General features: G+C 44.2%; 18 protein-coding genes and 1 pseudogene. 18 read left to right on the plus strand and 1 reads right to left on the minus strand.

All coding sequences use genetic code 11. From position 1 onward, the window contains the following. Positions 1 to 26: 26 nt before the first annotated feature. The 18 genes and pseudogenes from EKM75_RS13115 to EKM75_RS06040 form a co-directional block, all read left to right on the plus strand. Positions 27 to 3,545: pseudogene (locus EKM75_RS13115) on the plus strand (phage tail tape measure protein); the annotation flags it as partial. A gap of 66 nt (positions 3,546 to 3,611) precedes the next feature. Then, entirely contained in the window at positions 3,612 to 4,364 is a 753-nt protein-coding gene (locus EKM75_RS13120; protein WP_449818785.1) for an aggregation-promoting factor C-terminal-like domain-containing protein, read from the plus strand. After that, positions 4,364 to 5,011 (plus strand): LysM peptidoglycan-binding domain-containing protein, encoded by a 648-nt coding sequence (locus EKM75_RS05965; protein WP_125692913.1) that lies wholly within the window; start codon positions 4,364 to 4,366, stop codon positions 5,009 to 5,011. The genes EKM75_RS13120 and EKM75_RS05965 overlap by 1 nt, the downstream gene beginning before the upstream one ends. 11 nt (positions 5,012 to 5,022) lie before the next feature. Further along, positions 5,023 to 5,415 (plus strand): phage baseplate plug family protein, encoded by a 393-nt coding sequence (locus EKM75_RS05970; RefSeq protein ID WP_164508739.1) that lies wholly within the window; start codon positions 5,023 to 5,025, stop codon positions 5,413 to 5,415. Further along, positions 5,390 to 6,646, plus strand: coding sequence for a hypothetical protein (locus EKM75_RS05975; protein WP_125692917.1), 1,257 nt, complete (start codon positions 5,390 to 5,392; stop codon positions 6,644 to 6,646). Before EKM75_RS05970 ends, EKM75_RS05975 begins: the two co-directional genes overlap by 26 nt. Next, positions 6,646 to 6,990 carry a hypothetical protein gene (locus EKM75_RS05980; RefSeq protein ID WP_125692919.1) on the plus strand — a complete coding sequence of 115 codons (345 nt, stop codon included), beginning with the start codon at positions 6,646 to 6,648 and terminating at the stop codon, positions 6,988 to 6,990. Before EKM75_RS05975 ends, EKM75_RS05980 begins: the two co-directional genes overlap by 1 nt. Beyond that, positions 6,990 to 7,388, plus strand: coding sequence for a DUF2634 domain-containing protein (locus EKM75_RS05985; protein ID WP_015474088.1), 399 nt, complete (start codon positions 6,990 to 6,992; stop codon positions 7,386 to 7,388). The genes EKM75_RS05980 and EKM75_RS05985 overlap by 1 nt, the downstream gene beginning before the upstream one ends. Then, complete coding sequence (locus EKM75_RS05990; protein ID WP_125692921.1) at positions 7,375 to 8,553, plus strand: baseplate J/gp47 family protein; 1,179 nt, start codon at positions 7,375 to 7,377, stop codon at positions 8,551 to 8,553. The genes EKM75_RS05985 and EKM75_RS05990 overlap by 14 nt, the downstream gene beginning before the upstream one ends. After that, entirely contained in the window at positions 8,543 to 9,133 is a 591-nt protein-coding gene (locus EKM75_RS05995) for a hypothetical protein (protein ID WP_125692923.1), read from the plus strand. Before EKM75_RS05990 ends, EKM75_RS05995 begins: the two co-directional genes overlap by 11 nt. A 1-nt stretch (position 9,134) precedes the next feature. Then, positions 9,135 to 10,436 carry a hypothetical protein gene (locus tag EKM75_RS06000; RefSeq protein ID WP_125692925.1) on the plus strand — a complete coding sequence of 434 codons (1,302 nt, stop codon included), beginning with the start codon at positions 9,135 to 9,137 and terminating at the stop codon, positions 10,434 to 10,436. Between the two features lie 11 nt (positions 10,437 to 10,447). Continuing rightward, positions 10,448 to 10,876, plus strand: a complete 429-nt coding sequence (locus tag EKM75_RS06005) for a hypothetical protein (protein ID WP_125692927.1) — start codon at positions 10,448 to 10,450, stop codon at positions 10,874 to 10,876. A gap of 11 nt (positions 10,877 to 10,887) precedes the next feature. Beyond that, on the plus strand, positions 10,888 to 11,055 hold the full coding sequence (locus EKM75_RS06010) for an XkdX family protein (RefSeq protein ID WP_125692929.1): 168 nt from the start codon (positions 10,888 to 10,890) through the stop codon (positions 11,053 to 11,055). Between the two features lie 11 nt (positions 11,056 to 11,066). Continuing rightward, a complete protein-coding gene (locus tag EKM75_RS06015; protein WP_125692931.1) occupies positions 11,067 to 11,456 on the plus strand; it encodes a hypothetical protein in 390 nt (129 codons plus the stop codon). Between the two features lie 32 nt (positions 11,457 to 11,488). After that, positions 11,489 to 11,692 carry a hypothetical protein gene (locus EKM75_RS06020; protein ID WP_087609444.1) on the plus strand — a complete coding sequence of 68 codons (204 nt, stop codon included), beginning with the start codon at positions 11,489 to 11,491 and terminating at the stop codon, positions 11,690 to 11,692. An 11-nt stretch (positions 11,693 to 11,703) separates the two neighbouring features. Then, positions 11,704 to 12,222 (plus strand): phage holin family protein, encoded by a 519-nt coding sequence (locus EKM75_RS06025; RefSeq protein ID WP_125692933.1) that lies wholly within the window; start codon positions 11,704 to 11,706, stop codon positions 12,220 to 12,222. Continuing rightward, complete coding sequence (locus EKM75_RS06030; protein WP_125692935.1) at positions 12,222 to 13,274, plus strand: GH25 family lysozyme; 1,053 nt, start codon at positions 12,222 to 12,224, stop codon at positions 13,272 to 13,274. Before EKM75_RS06025 ends, EKM75_RS06030 begins: the two co-directional genes overlap by 1 nt. Before the next feature lie 113 nt (positions 13,275 to 13,387). Then, positions 13,388 to 14,056 carry a hypothetical protein gene (locus EKM75_RS06035; RefSeq protein WP_125692937.1) on the plus strand — a complete coding sequence of 223 codons (669 nt, stop codon included), beginning with the start codon at positions 13,388 to 13,390 and terminating at the stop codon, positions 14,054 to 14,056. Beyond that, positions 14,037 to 15,161 (plus strand): XRE family transcriptional regulator, encoded by a 1,125-nt coding sequence (locus EKM75_RS06040; RefSeq protein WP_125692940.1) that lies wholly within the window; start codon positions 14,037 to 14,039, stop codon positions 15,159 to 15,161. The genes EKM75_RS06035 and EKM75_RS06040 overlap by 20 nt, the downstream gene beginning before the upstream one ends. Before the next feature lie 142 nt (positions 15,162 to 15,303). Here EKM75_RS06040 and EKM75_RS06045 read toward each other — a convergent pair whose 3' ends face one another. Then, positions 15,304 to 16,338, minus strand: coding sequence for a hypothetical protein (locus EKM75_RS06045; RefSeq protein ID WP_125692942.1), 1,035 nt, complete (start codon positions 16,336 to 16,338; stop codon positions 15,304 to 15,306). Positions 16,339 to 16,416 lie beyond the last annotated feature (78 nt).

Here is a 16,416-nt window from a genome sequence, read left to right on the forward strand (position 1 = left end):
CGATAACAAATTGAGAAGCGGATAAGGCTGGTACTGGATTACGTAAGACTTTGACTAGTCTTCAATCACCATCTAAGACGGCTCAAAAGGCCATGGCCGAACTTGGCTTGTCCACTAAGGACTTTACCAAGAAAAATGGTGATATGAAGTCTATGGCTGACACTTTTAGCCTAATTCAAAAGCATAGTGCCAAGCTAGGAGCAACGGAAAAAGCTTCCGTATTTCATAATCTGTTTGGGGCAACAGGGCAACAAGCTGGAGCCATCTTAGCTGAAAATGCTGATCAGCTTGGCAAGTTAAACGAGAAGGTCAAGGAGTCAGCTAAGAATGACTATACCGGCAAGCTGTCGGCCAAAAACATGCGGTCTGCTCAAAACCAGATTAACAAGTTCAAACAGGCAGCATCGGGTTTAGCTATCACTTTTGCACAAACGGTACTCCCGTCGATTACTAAACTGGCAATCGGTATGGGGGGCTTGCTGGAGAAGTTCGGCAAACTCGATAAGTCACAAAAGACTATGCTGACTTGGACTGCTATTTCAGTAGCTGCATTAGCACCGGCAGCAAAAGTCGTTAGTGTCATCACGACACTAGGTAGTGCGGCCATCAAGACGGCCAAACTTATCAAAGGCTTAGCTGTATCTCAGGATGCATTAGCTGCGTCTTCGACAGCATTGGCAGAATCTGAAAGTGCTGCTAGTGCCGCTACAACTGGAGCTCCTGCCGGTAGCGGACTGCTATCTAAGGGTAAGAGTCTCGTTGGTAGTTTCGTTAAAGGCAGTTTATTAACCGCTGGTATTAGTGTTATTGCGCATAACATACCTAAGGCTATTGCTGGACAGTCTAAGGGCATGTCCGAGGCCGCTAAAGGTCGTGGAATTAGCAAGGATACCAAGAAGCAATTCCTTGGCGGTATTGGCACGGACGAATGGATTGGCAACAAGGTTGGGTCAGCTTGGAACTTTTTGACCGGAAAAGATGTTTCTTCTGGAAAGTCTGGTGGTTCACACAAGTCTTCCAAATCTTCTAAGAAGGATAATCCCTTCAGCTCTTTGCCTAAAGATGCTCGAAGTGCAACCCAAACAGCAACTAGTCTAGTCAGCTCAGCAAACAAGAACTGGGCAAATGCAGCAGCTGATTTTTCCTTGAAACAGACCAAAAAGATTAAGGCGGACGAGTCTTCACTACTTACGTCTAATAGTGCTAAGTACAATAAGGCATACTCTGAATTGTCGGGATATGTTGATAAATCGACCTCTAAGTCTACTAAAGCCGCAAGCTTTTTAGAGAAAATTGGTGCAACTAGTGTCAGCTCTGCTCAAAAAGCACTTAGTTCGCAGAAATCCTACAATCAGAAACACTTAGCAGCTGTAAAAGCCGACTACACTGCAATTGAGCGTGATGAGCGTACCGGTGGTAAGAATAGGGTTGCACTGGTTCGGAAGCTGAATGCAGATATTCTCAAGCTAACCGATAAAGGAAATCAGAAGCAGCAGTCCTTACTAAGAAACCTAAACTCTCGGACATCTAAGCTAACAACGAAGCAATACAACTCGGTGGTCAGTCAGTCGGCCAAATCTTATAGTCTGACGAAATCCAATGCCAAGAAGACTTACACTGCGCAAGTTTCTTCAGCAAAGGCCCGTTACGATCAGACTCTAAAGTCAGCTAAGCAGCTTTATGGTGTAAAGTCTGCTGAGTATAAGCGAATCAAGGGATACGCTCAGGCTCAGTACGACAAGACCACTAGCGCGGCACATGATCAGTACAAGAAAACGGTTCACTGGGCAGAAAAGCAACGCGATGCCGTAGTTCAAGCAGCCGCTGATGCCGCAGGTGGTATCAACGGGATTATGGGCGTTATGTCCAATAATCTTGAAACTATGCTTAATCAAAACTCTTCTGCAACCGGCTCTAAACACCAAAAGCCAGTATCTGATACGAAGTCCATCAAGAATAACTACAATCCCGGAAACAAGTTAGCCAAGGCAGCTGGGAAAACTTATATGGGCAGCGGGATTACAGTCAATCAGGGACTCCCTGGAAAAGCTGTTGGTGGATCAATCCGTAAGAGCGGTATGGCAATGGTTGGGGAAAATGGCTCCGAGGTCTTACAACGCGGGAAACAGTTCAGCGTTGTAGGTGCTAAGGGTGCGCAACTTCTACAGGTACGGTCAGGTGATCGTATCTACAACCACGCAGATGTTACCAAGATGGCACGAGGTTCCTTTGGGAAACGACTCCCTAACTTTGCTGCTGGCACGATCCAGTTAACTAGCTTTGCAGCTGGTAGTGGGGCCGCTATGCCAGGGCTGAGCAAGAAGACCTCTAAGAACTCAATTTCGGAATCCAAAAAGATGTCGAAATCAGTCACTAAGAACTATGGTGACATGTATAAGAAGTCTTCTTCGTCGTTGAAACATCTCAACAAGAAAAACGCCTCATTGTGGCATGATACTCGCACTGATGCGGAATCTGAGACCGCTAAACTGCATAAGCGGGCGGTCAAGAAGTTTAACGACGTCAAAGATGATACAGTCACCTCACTGAAGTCGATGCACAAGCAGTTTAACAGCGTCACAACGGACCTGGTTAGCGATTTTGGGTCCATTTTTGGCAAGTTAAAAGGTCAAGCCCATGACGGGATGGCCGGTGCAATTTCATCGATGAATTCTGGTATCAGAAGCATCGATACCACACTGGCACAGTTTGGTGGGAACAAGTCTGTTTTGAAGCCAATTCACTATGCAACTGGGTCTAAGGGCCCAATCGCTAGTGATCAATTGGCTGTCCTTAACGACGCAACAAGTGGCCCTCGACAAGAACTAGTGGCCCGTGGCAGTCAACTTTTGAAGCCTATTGGTAAGGATGTCATTACGCCCCTGAAAAAGGGTGATGAAGTCTTCAACGGATCACAGGTTGAGAAGGCCAAACCATACTTGCCACACTTCAAGAAAGGTACTGGTGCGTCTGATGATAAGCTGATTAGTCTGGCTTCTAAGAATCATAAGAACCCAGATGCTGCTTGGAAACGTGACTTTGATGACAAGACGATTAGGCCTAAAGGGTCCGACCTGCAACGTGGTTTGACCACTACGGCCAAGGGGGCAACGGATTCTGTCGGTCCTAATTGGTACAAGGCTGGTTGGAACGTCATCAGTGATGCAATTAATGGTGGCAGTGGAGCTGGTGGCAACTGGGCCCACTCACCTGGTCTCACTAAGGAGGATGGGTTTGGAACCTCTCGTGCCCAGTACTATGGTGCTGGTGCCGCTCATGATGGTGTTGATTTCAGTGGACCATTGGGATCAGCTATCAGAGCCATTCATGGTGGAACTGTTTCGAGAATTGGTGGCGTTGGAATTCCTGACTTAGGTAAGGTCATCATTGTTAAAAGTGATGATGGCTTTCAAGAAATTTATCAGGAATTCGGTGGCATGGGTAATATTAAAGTTGGCGTTGATGACACGATAAAAACGGGACAGCGTATTGCGACGCTAGGAAAGCTGGTCGGTACAGGCTCTGGTTCTCACGTTCATATCGGTGTTACTAAAGGAAATCCGCTGAAGAAGAACATGCTGTCTACTAGTGGCTGGTACGATGTCACCAAGATGCATGGCAAGAGCTCTGGTGTGGAGAAGAGTAAGTCTAAGGATACTGGCGTTGAAAAGCTCTTCAAGCAAGAGATTGGCAAGTCAGCGTTGGCTTGGATTTCTAAACGTTTGCACGTCGATGATGACTCAGGATCAGGTGGAACAAGTGCGGCTCCTTCTGGGAGCCATAAACATTGGTTAGAACAGGCTGGCATTCCGGCAAGCCAATTTGCTGCTTACAACTCAATTATTACACCAGAGTCTGGATGGAACCCGACAATCCATAATCCAAGCAGTTCTGCCTACGGTATTCCTCAAGCCCTACCTGGTTCAAAGATGGCATCTGCGGGGTCTGATTGGAAGACCAATCCAATTACTCAATTGAAGTGGATGAAGAGCTACGTTAATGGCCGATACGGAGGCATTGATAAGGCATTAGCATTCAGAAAAGTACATGGTTGGTATGCCAAGGGTGGTCGTCCGAAGGTTGGTGAGTGGTCAATTGTTGGTGAGAAGGGGCCAGAACTCTTCAAGCCAGACTCAGCTGGGACCATTTATCCACACGAGAAATCGAAGCAGATTGCAAACCAATCCATTCCTTCAAATTCACGACACAGCAGTAAACCCAAGATTGATTTTCACCCAACGATCAATGTCAATATCACTGGTGACGCCAGTGGAAATGTCACGAAGCAACAAGTTATGAAGTGGGTTAAGGAAGCGATGGGTGAAAGCTTTGAACAGCTACAAGACCTGTTAGGAGGAGCATAATGGTAAAACCTGTATACAAGCGAACTCGGGATGGGACTTCCGAGTTTTTTGGTGCATACATGCACGAGTACGGAAAAAATAAGATGTCTCAACGAATCGGGATTCATGCCAAGACTGAGGATGATGATTCTGCTTCAGAAGTAACTCAGTATGCAATTGAAAAGGGCGAACCTATCACCGATCATTCAAGGCCAACAAGTAAGACAATCACCCTTTCAATCTTGATTCAAGAAGATACGATGGCTAAGGCTAATAAGGTTTGGTCCAAGTTGAATAAGTGGCGATTCGACGGTACCCAAGTTGTTTTTAAAGGTGCTGTTGTCTATTACAAACATCTTCAGATTGAGGACTTAACCCGTCATGGCGAAAAGTACACCTCTACTATTGAGGCAACAATGAGCCTCAAGTTTGTACATTTTGCTAAGACTTCCCGAATTAAAAAGAAGGGTAAAAAAAGTAATGGCAACAAGAAACCTACTGGTAGTACCAAGTCTGCTCAGACTAAGGGCACTTATCGCAAGACTAAGGCCGGTGATACTTACTGGGGGTTCCATCAAAGCTTTGGAACATCGATTGCGATGTTGCGTAAGTGGAACAAGTATCCGGATCGCAAGATACCTATTGGTGTTCGGGTTAGAGTTAAGTGAGGTGAGTGGTGATGTCGCAACGTGACTATATTCCGATAAATGTTGATGATCTCCCAGAGATTTTTGAAATTGAATTAGCAGATGTCACCTTCAACTTTGGAGTTTCCTACAACGCTGTTGGTGATTTTTTTACGGTCGATTTATACGACGAGGACCTCAACCCAATCATTTTGGGAGAGAAATTGGTACTCAATCATCGACTATGGGCCTATGTCAATGATGACCGACTGCCAGCGGTTGACTTGGTACCAATGGATGAGTCCGGACAATCCACAGCCGTCAATGCTGAGACTTTTGGGCGGACAGTGTTCTTGATGATCGATGATGTTGACCCAACAGATGATCTTAGTAGCGATGACTATGTTGGAATTGGCGAAGATGGAGGTGATGATGATGGCGGCTAAGTATCAAGTGGATCGGCGAGTCAAGTTGGTGCTGGATACAGGTAAGGAAAAAGTGACGCTTGAAAATCTAAACCGGCTGAATCATTTGCTGGAAATTCAGTTTAGTGTGCCATTTTCTAGTGAGCCCACACCAGATGTTGCGACAGTGACCATCATGAACCTGTCTAAGAAGACACGGGCTCTTTTTAAAAAAGGAGAGCACGTCACACTTTACGCAGGATATAAAGGTGATGTTGGAGTTCTGACGGAGGGTAACATCAACAAAATTCCGCCTCTGCTATGGTCCGGTGTTGACTCGCAGTTCAGCTTTACCTTCATCCAGGGCGCCGACTACTCAAAAAAGAAAGATGTTTCAATCACCTTTAAGAAACAATCGGATGCTGAACAAGTTATCAAGACGATTGCCAAAAAGTCAGGTATTCCGTTGAAATCCATCAAGCTGCAAATTCCGAAGAAATTTAAAAAGGGCTATACAGCTGATGGTCAGCCGTTAGAACTGATTGAATCTATTGCTAAGAAGTGTGGGTCGGTTCTCCGGATTGTGCGTGGAAAATACTGCGTGGTTTATGACACCAGTGCCAGTGATCTGCAAAAGATTGTACGGACACGACGTACTGCAGTCCGGTCGGCTCATAACCGCTATCTGACCAAGTTGAAACAGCAGGGGACGGCAGCCAAGTATCGGTCGTCTACAACAGCAACAATCTCTAAGGACCGGGAACTTTACAAGAAGAATCTGACAGCGGCTCAGGGACGATTGGCCAAGGCTAAAACCAAGAGTGGCAAGGCCGCGGCCCAGAAATCTATCAAACACTGGCAGCAGCGGATTAGTGATGTTGGCAGCTTGAAATCTCACAAGAATGCTGTTGAATCCTATGCCAAGCGTACCAAAGAAGTTAAGGACGCTAAGGATGATTGGATTAATGCTAAGAAGTTGTTGACCAAGGCGGAGAGGGCGCTGAAGAAGGCCGGAGGGGCCAAGAAAAATAGCACGGCAACCAAGCCTGCTGAGTTCTTACTCTCAAACGAAACCGGACTCACTGATGAGCCTGCCTACAGTGAAGATGACGATGGTGAATCTTGGAGTTTTAGTTGTCTACTGCAGCATCGAATAACGACTGATGCGGTGATCAAGGTTAAGAGTCGAAATCTTAATCGTACGATGGTCGTCGATAACGGTGAGCACGCTTATGATGGGTCGTCCTTCCTAACAACGGGGGTGCTAAAGTAATGGCCAATAAAAGACCGGAATTAAAGTTTTTTCGTTTCTTCGCACGAAAGGTAAAGCGTGAGACACATGTCCACCTACTTTGCCGAGTAGTTTCGGTAGAATCGGATCATACCTGTACCGTACAACCACAAGACCTTGCGCCTGATGGCGATAAGCGAGGGATGATTCTGAGTGTACGAATTCCTAAGCATGCTCGAGACGATGTGAAAAAGGATGTCAGCGTAAGTGTGGGCTTCTTTGATCGTGACGTTTCAGAAGCCGATGTAGGCGATACTGGAGATATCTCAAACGCTTCGGATCGTCTGCATAGTCTGAATGATGCTTTTATCGAGGCGGTGTTTTAATGGAATTACGAGATTTAAAACAAGATGAGAACGGCGATTTAGTCATCGAAAATGGTGAAATGCAGACGGTTACTGGTAAAGAGGAGTTGGCTCAAGGAATTCGCACCATCATCAGTAATCAGCTGGGGGACGCACCACTAGAACCCGATTTGGGAATGGACTATGAAAATCTTATCGGTGAAGACTTTAATGAAGCCTTTGCCCAAGCTGATTTTGAGGATGCAATTTTGGAGCAGGAACCCCGAGTGGTAGCCATCACAGATACCACTTTTAATTTGGACCATAAAACGCGAATTTTGTCAGTAAATTTGAAAATGACCGTTGATATGAACCAAACAGGTATTGAAGATGATCAAGAGGAAATAGAACAGGAGGTGACGATTGATGGCGGAAACTGATGCTGAGTACGGACTAACGCCGCAAGGTTATGTAGCGGAGCCAGAGGATGCAATTCAAATTGACCTATTTGAGCTTGCTGGTAGTCTGATGGGTTCTAATATCGGGACGTCTGAAAAGTCTATCTTAGGTAGTTTTATCCGTATCGTGGCTCACCGAATGGCTAATTACGAACAAACTATCGGGAACGTTTGGGACTCGTGGTTTTTCGATACCGCAACAGGGATTACCTTAGACAAGGTTGTTGCCTTATTAGGACTAACCCGAAATAAATCACAACCAGCTTACGTGTCTTTATCTTTTACCGGAAAAGCAGGAACAGTGATCGATGCTGATGAGATGTTTGAAACGGAAGATGGACAAACCTTCATACTTGAAGATGCAGTTATTTTGGATGCCGATGGCAATGGTTCCGGCATTGCTGTCTCGATGGATGAGTCAGCTGATGCGAATGTCGCAGCAGGTACGATTACTAAGCAAACCATGCCAGTTGAAGAGATTACTTCGGTCACTAATCCGGTGGCAGCGACTGGTGGTATGACTACCGAGGATGATGAGACTTTTAAGGACCGGGTAAAAGTCTTCGAAGAATCACTTTCGGGGGCTACTCGTGACGGAATCAGATCATCAGTGGCTAACGTGGCCGGAGTCGATCAAGTGGAGGTCAACGTCAATGATACCAATGAAGTTGACAAAAATAGTGACCCACCAAAATCAATTCACGTCTATGTTGCAGGTGGCATCGATGGTGATGTAGCTCAAGCTATTAGCGATACTCTTGCTGGTGGGACTCAGACAGTAGGGTCAACGGTTTGCAAGGTGCTGGACCGTGGCGGGCACCCGCAAGAGATTCACTTTGACCGTCCAACAGGCGTGCCAATCTTTATGACGGTCACGCTTGATACTGATAGTACCTTATTTGAGACAGATGGAATTGACCAAATTAAAGCCAACATCAAAACGTATCTTAACTCTCTAACGATGGGAGATAAGGTGCGTTTTACTTATCTCTACACTTTGGTTTATGGAGTGGTCGGCGTGACTGATGCGGAGATCAAGATTGGGCGCACAACTGATACTTTAGCAGCGTCCGATATCCAGCTAGAGACCTTTGAGTCAGCAACTTATGCTCCGGGCAATATCGAGGTGGTAACTAATGCAAATTGATCCAACAATTAAGGGCTTACCGCCATCTTTTGATCGGTCTACTGGGTCGAACAATTGGAAGATGATGCAGTTGGTCGAACAGCCGATAGGTGCTGGTGAGAAGCGATTGGATATGCTGTTGAAAATGCGGTCACTAGACACTGCTGAGGGCGGATTCCTAGACAGAATAGGTAACCTCATTGGAGTTTATCGAGGACAGATGGATGACGACTTCTATCGGCGAATGATTTACGCACGTCTTGCGCGACGTCATACCGATGGGACCATCAACCAGATTTATGATGTCGTCTCGGTAATCCTCTCTGCGGACCCACACGAATTTTGGGTACGCCCTCTTTGGAACGTAACTGGTGAACCGATGGCCATTGAGGTATTGAATGTCCCAGCAATCTATATTGACTCGCAGGAGAAGGAGGCCTTACTTCTGGATCAAATTAGGTCATCAGTCGCAGCCCCCACGCGGGTAGCTGGAATCGGATTCCAGAAGACGGTTAAGTCCACGCTTTACTACGCAATGCAATTTCAGACGACACAGGTTATCGAATCGACGATGAGTGTGCCGCAATTAAAGGAGGGATAAAATGGTGGACAGTTCGAGAACCATTATGACTGATGCGGGTTTTGCGTTAGAAACGCGGGTCCGCGCTGATGAAACAAAGATGCAGTTTACACGGGCCGCCATTAGTACGGACGACCACTTTAGCGATACGGACGACGCTTTAGCTAAGCTAACGGAATTATCTAATATTCAACAAGACGGGAAGGTTATGGCAGTCCAAGTAATTAACACGACCACGGTTTACGTACAAGTTGATGTGAATCAGGCCGAGTCAAAGGCTGACTATCAGATGCGGTCCGCGGCCTTATATGCCAAGGATGACGATGGCACAGAAGTCTTGTATGGAGTCACCGTGCTACAGGATCCTGTCTTTGTCCACAAAGATGCTGATGGTTCCTATCTGGGTTTTGGAATTAATACCACTGTGGGTAGGGCTTCTAACGTCGTTGTAGTGGTTGATCCTGCTAATATGGTGACTCAGCAAGTATTTGAGAGTACCATGAAAAACTACTACACGAAGGCGGAAGTCGACGCCAAATTTGTCACCGACGACGACTTTGCCAGCAAGCTGCCCCAGAACATCGCAACCACCGATGCGGCCAATACCTTCGCCAAGTCGCAGACGCTCGCAGGGGGCGCCACGGACGGCAAGGGGAACGCGTATGCCACGACGAAAGATGTGGCCACCGATTTAAACAATGGATTGAGTACAAAAGTTAATGTTTCAGATATGCGTAAACCTGCCAGTGATGTAGCGGGTATAGAAGAAGTTAATGCTAAGCAAGATAAGTTGGATTACACACCCGCTAACGCCGCTAACGTGGTTGCCCGCAACCCTAACACTGGGGTTGTTTCTACACCTACTGACTTCACCAAGCTCACTGTGAACGGAGGTAAATCAGTCGCTACCAGCGACGATTTGAAAAGCATTGAAGACAGCGCTTGGCGTGAAATAACTAACCCGGCATTCCAAGGGAGCTACCTCTTTAGGGACAATCAGGATGGAACAGCCAGCCTTGCCGGAACTATTTATTTTTACAATCGATCCCAACAGTATAATGGAAATGACGACTATATTGTCCCAATGCCGGATGGTTATAAGGCAACTGGAGTTGCTTCAGAAGGGTCATTAATGGGTTTTATAAACGATATGAGTGTGTCAGCTCAAGGGCTTTCAGCTTATTTTCCAGGAACCGCATTGCATTTATACACTGTTCTTAATCAAAACAGGCCAATTTCCATTCCATTGTGTTCAATAATTAGTTCGTCAAGCACCGGAATTACAAGTAGTCCAATAGTTTTAAAAGTTGTTAAAACAAGTTAGGAGAAAAATAAATGCCAATCTATTATGTAAAACCAGATTCAGATAACCAATTTCCAGACAAGGACACTGCGCCCGTACTTGAGCCAGCAGATGGCTTACGAGCGGTGAATATCCCTACTACCTTGGTTCAATACTTCACGCGATACTGGTGGATGTATGCATTCAAGGGTGACGACTCCCAAGAGGTAACAGCTCCGGGTAACTTACCCAATTTGGATATTGACTACCTGCAAGGATTGATTGACCAGCAGGGTGAACAAGCCGAAAAGCGGGATAAAACCATCGAAGGCTTGCAAACAGCATTGGGAAGTGCCACAAAGGCTCAAGTAGAAGCTCAGCAACAGTTTGTCACTACGCAAGAGCAATTTCAAAAGCAATTCGGTAGTCTTTCGCAACAAATAGTAGCTGTTCAGAAACAGCTTGCAACTAAGGCAGAATAGGAGGAGTTATCATGGGAAACAATCCATTTTCAGCACCAAACATTGAAGATGCTAAGTTGTATGCTTCATGGGGCCTAGACATTAGCTACATGGTCAACTGGTGCATCACACCAGAACAGTACAAGGAGCTGACAGGTAAGGATTACACGGCACCGACGACGGATACCACAACCGCCTAGGCGCTTTTTTGATGGAAGAAGGAATTTATATGTATCATCCAATTCGAGATAATCCGCTGCATACCGTGATTGCTTTTACTATGATTGGTATTGGCCTATTTTTGGTGGTTAGTGATCATTATTTTACTTGGCCACCAGTAGTCGCTGAAATTGCGAATGATGATGCCGTAGGCATGATGTATGTGGTGATTGGTGTGGTTATGGCAATCTGGGTCTTGGACCCTAAGCGGTCGGTTAGGATGGATCACATCATTTTAACTGTGGCCACGTTTGCCATGGCGACCTTGTCATTTTATCAGTTCTTGCATTCAATGGTTATGGGGAGCGGAATGCCGTGGATCAGTAATGCCGCACTGACCATTGTCATTATGATTATTGCCCGCCGCTCGGATTCAGTTTGACTGAGAGATATTTGCATCAGATATATCTAATCATGTCAGTTGTAGCCGGTATGATTGCGGCATGGTACACCAATCGAATATCACGGAAGAAGTCTAATCGTGAAGAATGGCAAGGACTGTACATGGAGATGAAGACGCGAACTGATGAAGCCGAAAAAAGAAATCATGAACTCATTATGGAAAACGAACAGCTACGAATTGAAAATGCAGAGCTCAAGAGTCAGTTAAAATCCTAGGAGGAAAAAGCATGAATGAATTTACGAAGATTATTAAATTGCTCAATGACACCGGTATCTTAGGTGTCTTAATTTTTGCCCTGGTTGGCTGGTTTACCCGGATCAATCCGGCATTGAAGACCAAGATTGCGGCGAATAAGTCCGCTACTCAGCGCGAAGTGTTAGGCATGTTAGACACATTGGCGTTCAGCGCTGTTAACAAAGCGGCTACTAATTATGAAATGCCAGGGGAAGAAAAGCGTGAGCAGGCGATTGCTGATGTAACAGGCCAAATGAAAGCATTTGGTCATGACAGTCTGGCACCGGCAATTATTTCAGCAGCCATTGAAAAGGCATATCAGTCGATGACAACAACAGATACGAAAGCCCAAGCAAAACAGGCCGAATACAATGCCGCTCTGGCGGACACAGAGCAAGCGTTCGCTGATAAGCAAGCACAACTGGACAAGCAAGCTGCGACAGTGCCCGCTGAACCAGCACCCTTAGATGTACCCGAAAAGACGGCCACTACGGAGGGAGATGCAAAGTAATGCCGCATTATGATGTTGTGGATACGTCCAATAACAATGGAATCATGACCGTTGCCAATTGGCGTTCGATGAAGAAGTATGGCGTCAAAGCCATGATAGCTAAGCTATCCGAGGGCACGTACTTCACTGACCAAACGGCCAAGCCAAGCATTCGTAACGCGATTACTGCTGGTCTACACGTCAACGGTTATCACTTTGCCCGATTTACGACGGTAGCTGGGGCTAAGTCCGAAGCTCAGATGGCAGCCCGAAGTGCGTTTAAGGCAGGATTGGGCAAGAACAGTGTGATCGTACTTGATTTTGAAACCACCAACTCTGGTTGGAATCAGAACTCTAAAATCGTTAAAGCTTGGATTAACGAAGTTCATCGCATGGGCTATCCCAAAACGGACGTCTATACGATGGGTAGTTGGATTAATTCGGTACCTTTAAACAACTCTGGCCGTGGTGGTTGGGTGGCTAACTATCCTTATAACCCGTCCGGGTTTAAGCTTTATACCGGATATAATGGCTGGCAATGGACGTCAAGCATGCACTTCCCAGGTTGCTATGGGACGTTCGATGTGTCCCAGATGTACTCAAACTACTACTATGGGACAGCCACTAAGGCAGCTAAGCCGAAGAAGGCCATCTACTACCGGTACAATCCTAAGATGATCTACGCCCGGACGCCGATTAATCGCTACAAGGACGTTGCCTTCAAGCACAAAGTAGACAACTTCCCGGCCAGCACAGTATTTGCGATCGCCAAAGTGATTAACTACGGCAAAATTACCCGGTTCCAGTTGGCAAACGGCTATTACATCACGTCTAACCAAGCCAACGTTAATCGCTTATACTATTCTGTTGATGGCGGTGTCAAACGAGTAAAGTCTGTACGCGGTACTCACCGGTACAAGGATAAGGCCCTTAAGCATGTTGTCGACTGGCAACCAGCTGGGACTGAGTTTGATGTTGCTAAGATCGTCAAGTACGGGGACACAACTCGAATCCAACTGGCTAACGGATACTATATCAGTGGAAACAAGAAGATTAACAGTTTTATCAAGTAACACACGAAGGCGCTCACTCCTAACGGGGTGGGCGCTTTTTTTGATGTTGACATTTTTTTAATAAAATGGCAAACTATTAACATAGCATGTGTGAGGTAAAGGAGGAAAGCAATATGTATCAACTTGAAGGCCTATTGAAAAGCCAATGTGATCCAAAGTTATCCGGCGTTATGTCGATGACAATTAAGCACGCCTCAAAGGCATTTAATGAGTTCATTAGTGGTAACCCGGTTCTGAAAGAGAACGATTTTAGAAACTCATATGGGTATTTACGTCATAGCTTCGTTGACTATAGTATGAAGTGGGCAGTAAGAGAAGGCTTAATCGATGGAGATATCCTAAGTGGTACTTCTAGTAAATATTCTAACGGGCATACCTATCTCTCTCTTAAAGTAAAGGGAGCAGTTATAAGCCCAGTGAAAACGCGAGGTCCAAAAGCTATCCCGCGCAAAGCATTATATCGGCAGAAGCTTGGACTTATGAATCAACAAATTAGTCTTTTCGATGATCCTAATGATCCATTAAATAGTCAAGTTGACATTAATGCACCGACCTTTCTTTTGTTAACATATGGTGGGAGAGACTATGGACTGGATTACATCGAGCTTGGTTTGCCGGATGTAGACACTGGAAAATGGATTGGTCAAGTTAGCATATTGCATGCTCCAATGGTTATTTCTAGTGCAGAGCAGACTAAAGCAGCTGATAAATTAGACCTTAGCCTCACATCTATGTCCAAGAAACTATTGGAGGATGGAAAAAATGGAGAATACTCGGTTTAATCCAGTTCAGCTAAGACGGGCTCGGATTGCTCGTGGAAAAACTATGACAGTTTTAGCGAAGGAAACAGGAATATCAAGACAAATGATTTCCAATTATGAGTTGGGTAAAACGATTCCAAGTGGGAACTATCTAGTGAAGCTTATATCTAATCTTAATTTTCCAAAAAGCTATTTTTCATCTGGGCAGGCCAGCAATTTACATGGAGCGACTTTTTTCCGTAGTCAAAGTGCTGCGACAAAACGGGCGCGTGATATGCAAAGTGTTCGTCTATCATTTCAAAATGATATTTATTCGGTGTTAAGTCGCTATGTTAATTTTCCTAAAGTTGATATACCTGAGCCTCTAGATATGAATGTGAGGGAAATGACTGATGAAATTGTAAAATCGATGGCAATGCAAATACGTGAGCGTTGGGGATTAGGAACTAGCACACCGGTCGATGATGTGATTAGAACTGCAGAAGTGCACGGAATCATCGTTGTAAAAACAAACATGACCAATGATAAACTGGATGCTGTCTCTGAAGTGATTGGGGGTAGGCCTTTCATCATGCTAACCGATAATGGTGAATCATCGGTTAGACGAAGATTTAATGTGGCTCACGAGCTGGGACACTTGGTCTTGCATGCAGGAGTTGAAAGCATACATGATTTTACTACCCAGCAGTTAAAAAATACGATTGAACGACAAGCTAATCTTTTTGCATCAACTTTTTTGATGCCAGATGAGGCATTTACCGAAAGTTTGCTTTCAACCTCGTTGGAATATTATGTAAAGATGAAAAAGTATTGGAAGACATCAATACAGTCTATGGTGTATAAGACGTATCAACTTCATTTAATCAATGACGATCAGAAACTCTATCTAAACAAAAGAATCTCATGGAATAAGTGGAGAAGAGTTGAGCCTCTTGATGATATGTTGAAGGTGGAAGAACCTACACTTTTCCAAAAGGTGTTCAGAATGATTGTTGATAACGGCATCATGTCAGAAGCTGATTTACTTTCAGAATTAAAATTACCATTTGATGAACTAGAGTGCTCTCTTGGAATCAAGTTAAACAATAAAATGGCAGTTAGTGAACCCAAGTTGCGTTTACTATAAGTATGAAAAGGGCCACTCATCTCTTAGGAGGTGGGTGGCTTTTTGTTTTGTTAAGTGTTTATTATCCATAAGTATCTACTAAATATAGGGGATTGAATAAATATAACGGGGATAGGATAATGACTTTTAGAAAATTAGTTTTCTATAGAAATAAAGGGATCCACTGAGTTATGCTGGTTGGCAAAATTTTTTGTTTATTTTTGTCAAAAACGAAGTTTAACAATTCATTTATATCGTATTTTTCAATCGATATATTTGAGCTTTTTCTGAACAAACGTTCTATGCGGCTTGATGATTTTTTGTTGTCAATTGTCCCCAGCGTAGAAATTAGCCATATTTCTTCATTTTCTAAAAGTAATGAACTATAGTCATTAGTGTTTAAATTAACGTTACCGTTTTTAACTTGTATATATATTTTTTTATGATTTATATATTTTCCACTATCATCAATAGAAGTATCTACCAATGCAAATTCATATTTTTCGGTACTGATTTTGTTAGTTGACGGAATAGTAACATATCCAAAACGATCATAAAGCCACAGGGCAACCAAGTCTTCTGCAGCGGCATAGCCGATTAAGTGAAAAAACTCCATTTTATTGGTAATTTTGTGTTTCTTCATCAAGTTCTGTGATGGTTTTAAGCAAAGAGCTGAAAAAAGGCTAGTTGGTGTATAAGGGCATGCTTGATTAATTGTTTCTTCATGGCTATCTATGCGAACTAAAGATCCAAAACCGGGATAAAACGAAACGGATCCAGGTACACTGTCTTCTTTTCCTACTTTAACCCATTCGATATTTTTTAGTTGTGCAGAACAATCATTATCAGTAGCTTCAAGGCTAGTATCAAAGTAAAATAGATTTTTAGGATCATCTGTAATCTCTGCGACAAAATACTCTCCTGAATCTCTTGTCCAAAGAAAATCACCTTTTTTAATATTATCAAATAGTTGATGAACACCTTGATTATTCCATTTCTTTTTCCAATGTTTTTCTTTTATCTGTTTATGCCAAAATACTTTATAATCATCTAATGTTTTGATAGATGATCTATCAGGAATATCTTCAAATGACCATCCACACGAGGCACATTGATGATCAATAAAAAAACGATGTGAATTTAAGTTATGTAATTTTCCACCATTACCTTTTATTTTCCACGCTCTATTTGTATGCAAGGGCAAATTACAAGTTTAATCCGAACAAGCCCGGAATCTTTCAATGGCAGTCTGTTGATGATGTATTTTTAATGGTCG

Origin of the sequence: Levilactobacillus tongjiangensis, from assembly GCF_003946345.1 — a bacterium.
GTDB lineage: Bacteria > Bacillota > Bacilli > Lactobacillales > Lactobacillaceae > Levilactobacillus > Levilactobacillus tongjiangensis.

What these genes read in the sequence shown, in the direction of transcription:
- EKM75_RS13120 (WP_449818785.1), top strand. Translation starts at nt 3,612, where the DNA reads ATGCATGGCAAGAGCTCTGGTGTGGAGAAGAGTAAGTCTAAGGATACT.
- EKM75_RS05965 (WP_125692913.1), top strand. Translation starts at nt 4,364, where the DNA reads ATGGTAAAACCTGTATACAAGCGAACTCGGGATGGGACTTCCGAGTTT.
- EKM75_RS05970 (WP_164508739.1), top strand. Translation starts at nt 5,023, where the DNA reads ATGTCGCAACGTGACTATATTCCGATAAATGTTGATGATCTCCCAGAG.
- EKM75_RS05975 (WP_125692917.1), top strand. Translation starts at nt 5,390, where the DNA reads ATGGAGGTGATGATGATGGCGGCTAAGTATCAAGTGGATCGGCGAGTC.
- EKM75_RS05980 (WP_125692919.1), top strand. Translation starts at nt 6,646, where the DNA reads ATGGCCAATAAAAGACCGGAATTAAAGTTTTTTCGTTTCTTCGCACGA.
- EKM75_RS05985 (WP_015474088.1), top strand. Translation starts at nt 6,990, where the DNA reads ATGGAATTACGAGATTTAAAACAAGATGAGAACGGCGATTTAGTCATC.
- EKM75_RS05990 (WP_125692921.1), top strand. Translation starts at nt 7,375, where the DNA reads ATGGCGGAAACTGATGCTGAGTACGGACTAACGCCGCAAGGTTATGTA.
- EKM75_RS05995 (WP_125692923.1), top strand. Translation starts at nt 8,543, where the DNA reads ATGCAAATTGATCCAACAATTAAGGGCTTACCGCCATCTTTTGATCGG.
- EKM75_RS06000 (WP_125692925.1), top strand. Translation starts at nt 9,135, where the DNA reads ATGGTGGACAGTTCGAGAACCATTATGACTGATGCGGGTTTTGCGTTA.
- EKM75_RS06005 (WP_125692927.1), top strand. Translation starts at nt 10,448, where the DNA reads ATGCCAATCTATTATGTAAAACCAGATTCAGATAACCAATTTCCAGAC.
- EKM75_RS06010 (WP_125692929.1), top strand. Translation starts at nt 10,888, where the DNA reads ATGGGAAACAATCCATTTTCAGCACCAAACATTGAAGATGCTAAGTTG.
- EKM75_RS06015 (WP_125692931.1), top strand. Translation starts at nt 11,067, where the DNA reads ATGGAAGAAGGAATTTATATGTATCATCCAATTCGAGATAATCCGCTG.
- EKM75_RS06020 (WP_087609444.1), top strand. Translation starts at nt 11,489, where the DNA reads ATGTCAGTTGTAGCCGGTATGATTGCGGCATGGTACACCAATCGAATA.
- EKM75_RS06025 (WP_125692933.1), top strand. Translation starts at nt 11,704, where the DNA reads ATGAATGAATTTACGAAGATTATTAAATTGCTCAATGACACCGGTATC.
- EKM75_RS06030 (WP_125692935.1), top strand. Translation starts at nt 12,222, where the DNA reads ATGCCGCATTATGATGTTGTGGATACGTCCAATAACAATGGAATCATG.
- EKM75_RS06035 (WP_125692937.1), top strand. Translation starts at nt 13,388, where the DNA reads ATGTATCAACTTGAAGGCCTATTGAAAAGCCAATGTGATCCAAAGTTA.
- EKM75_RS06040 (WP_125692940.1), top strand. Translation starts at nt 14,037, where the DNA reads ATGGAGAATACTCGGTTTAATCCAGTTCAGCTAAGACGGGCTCGGATT.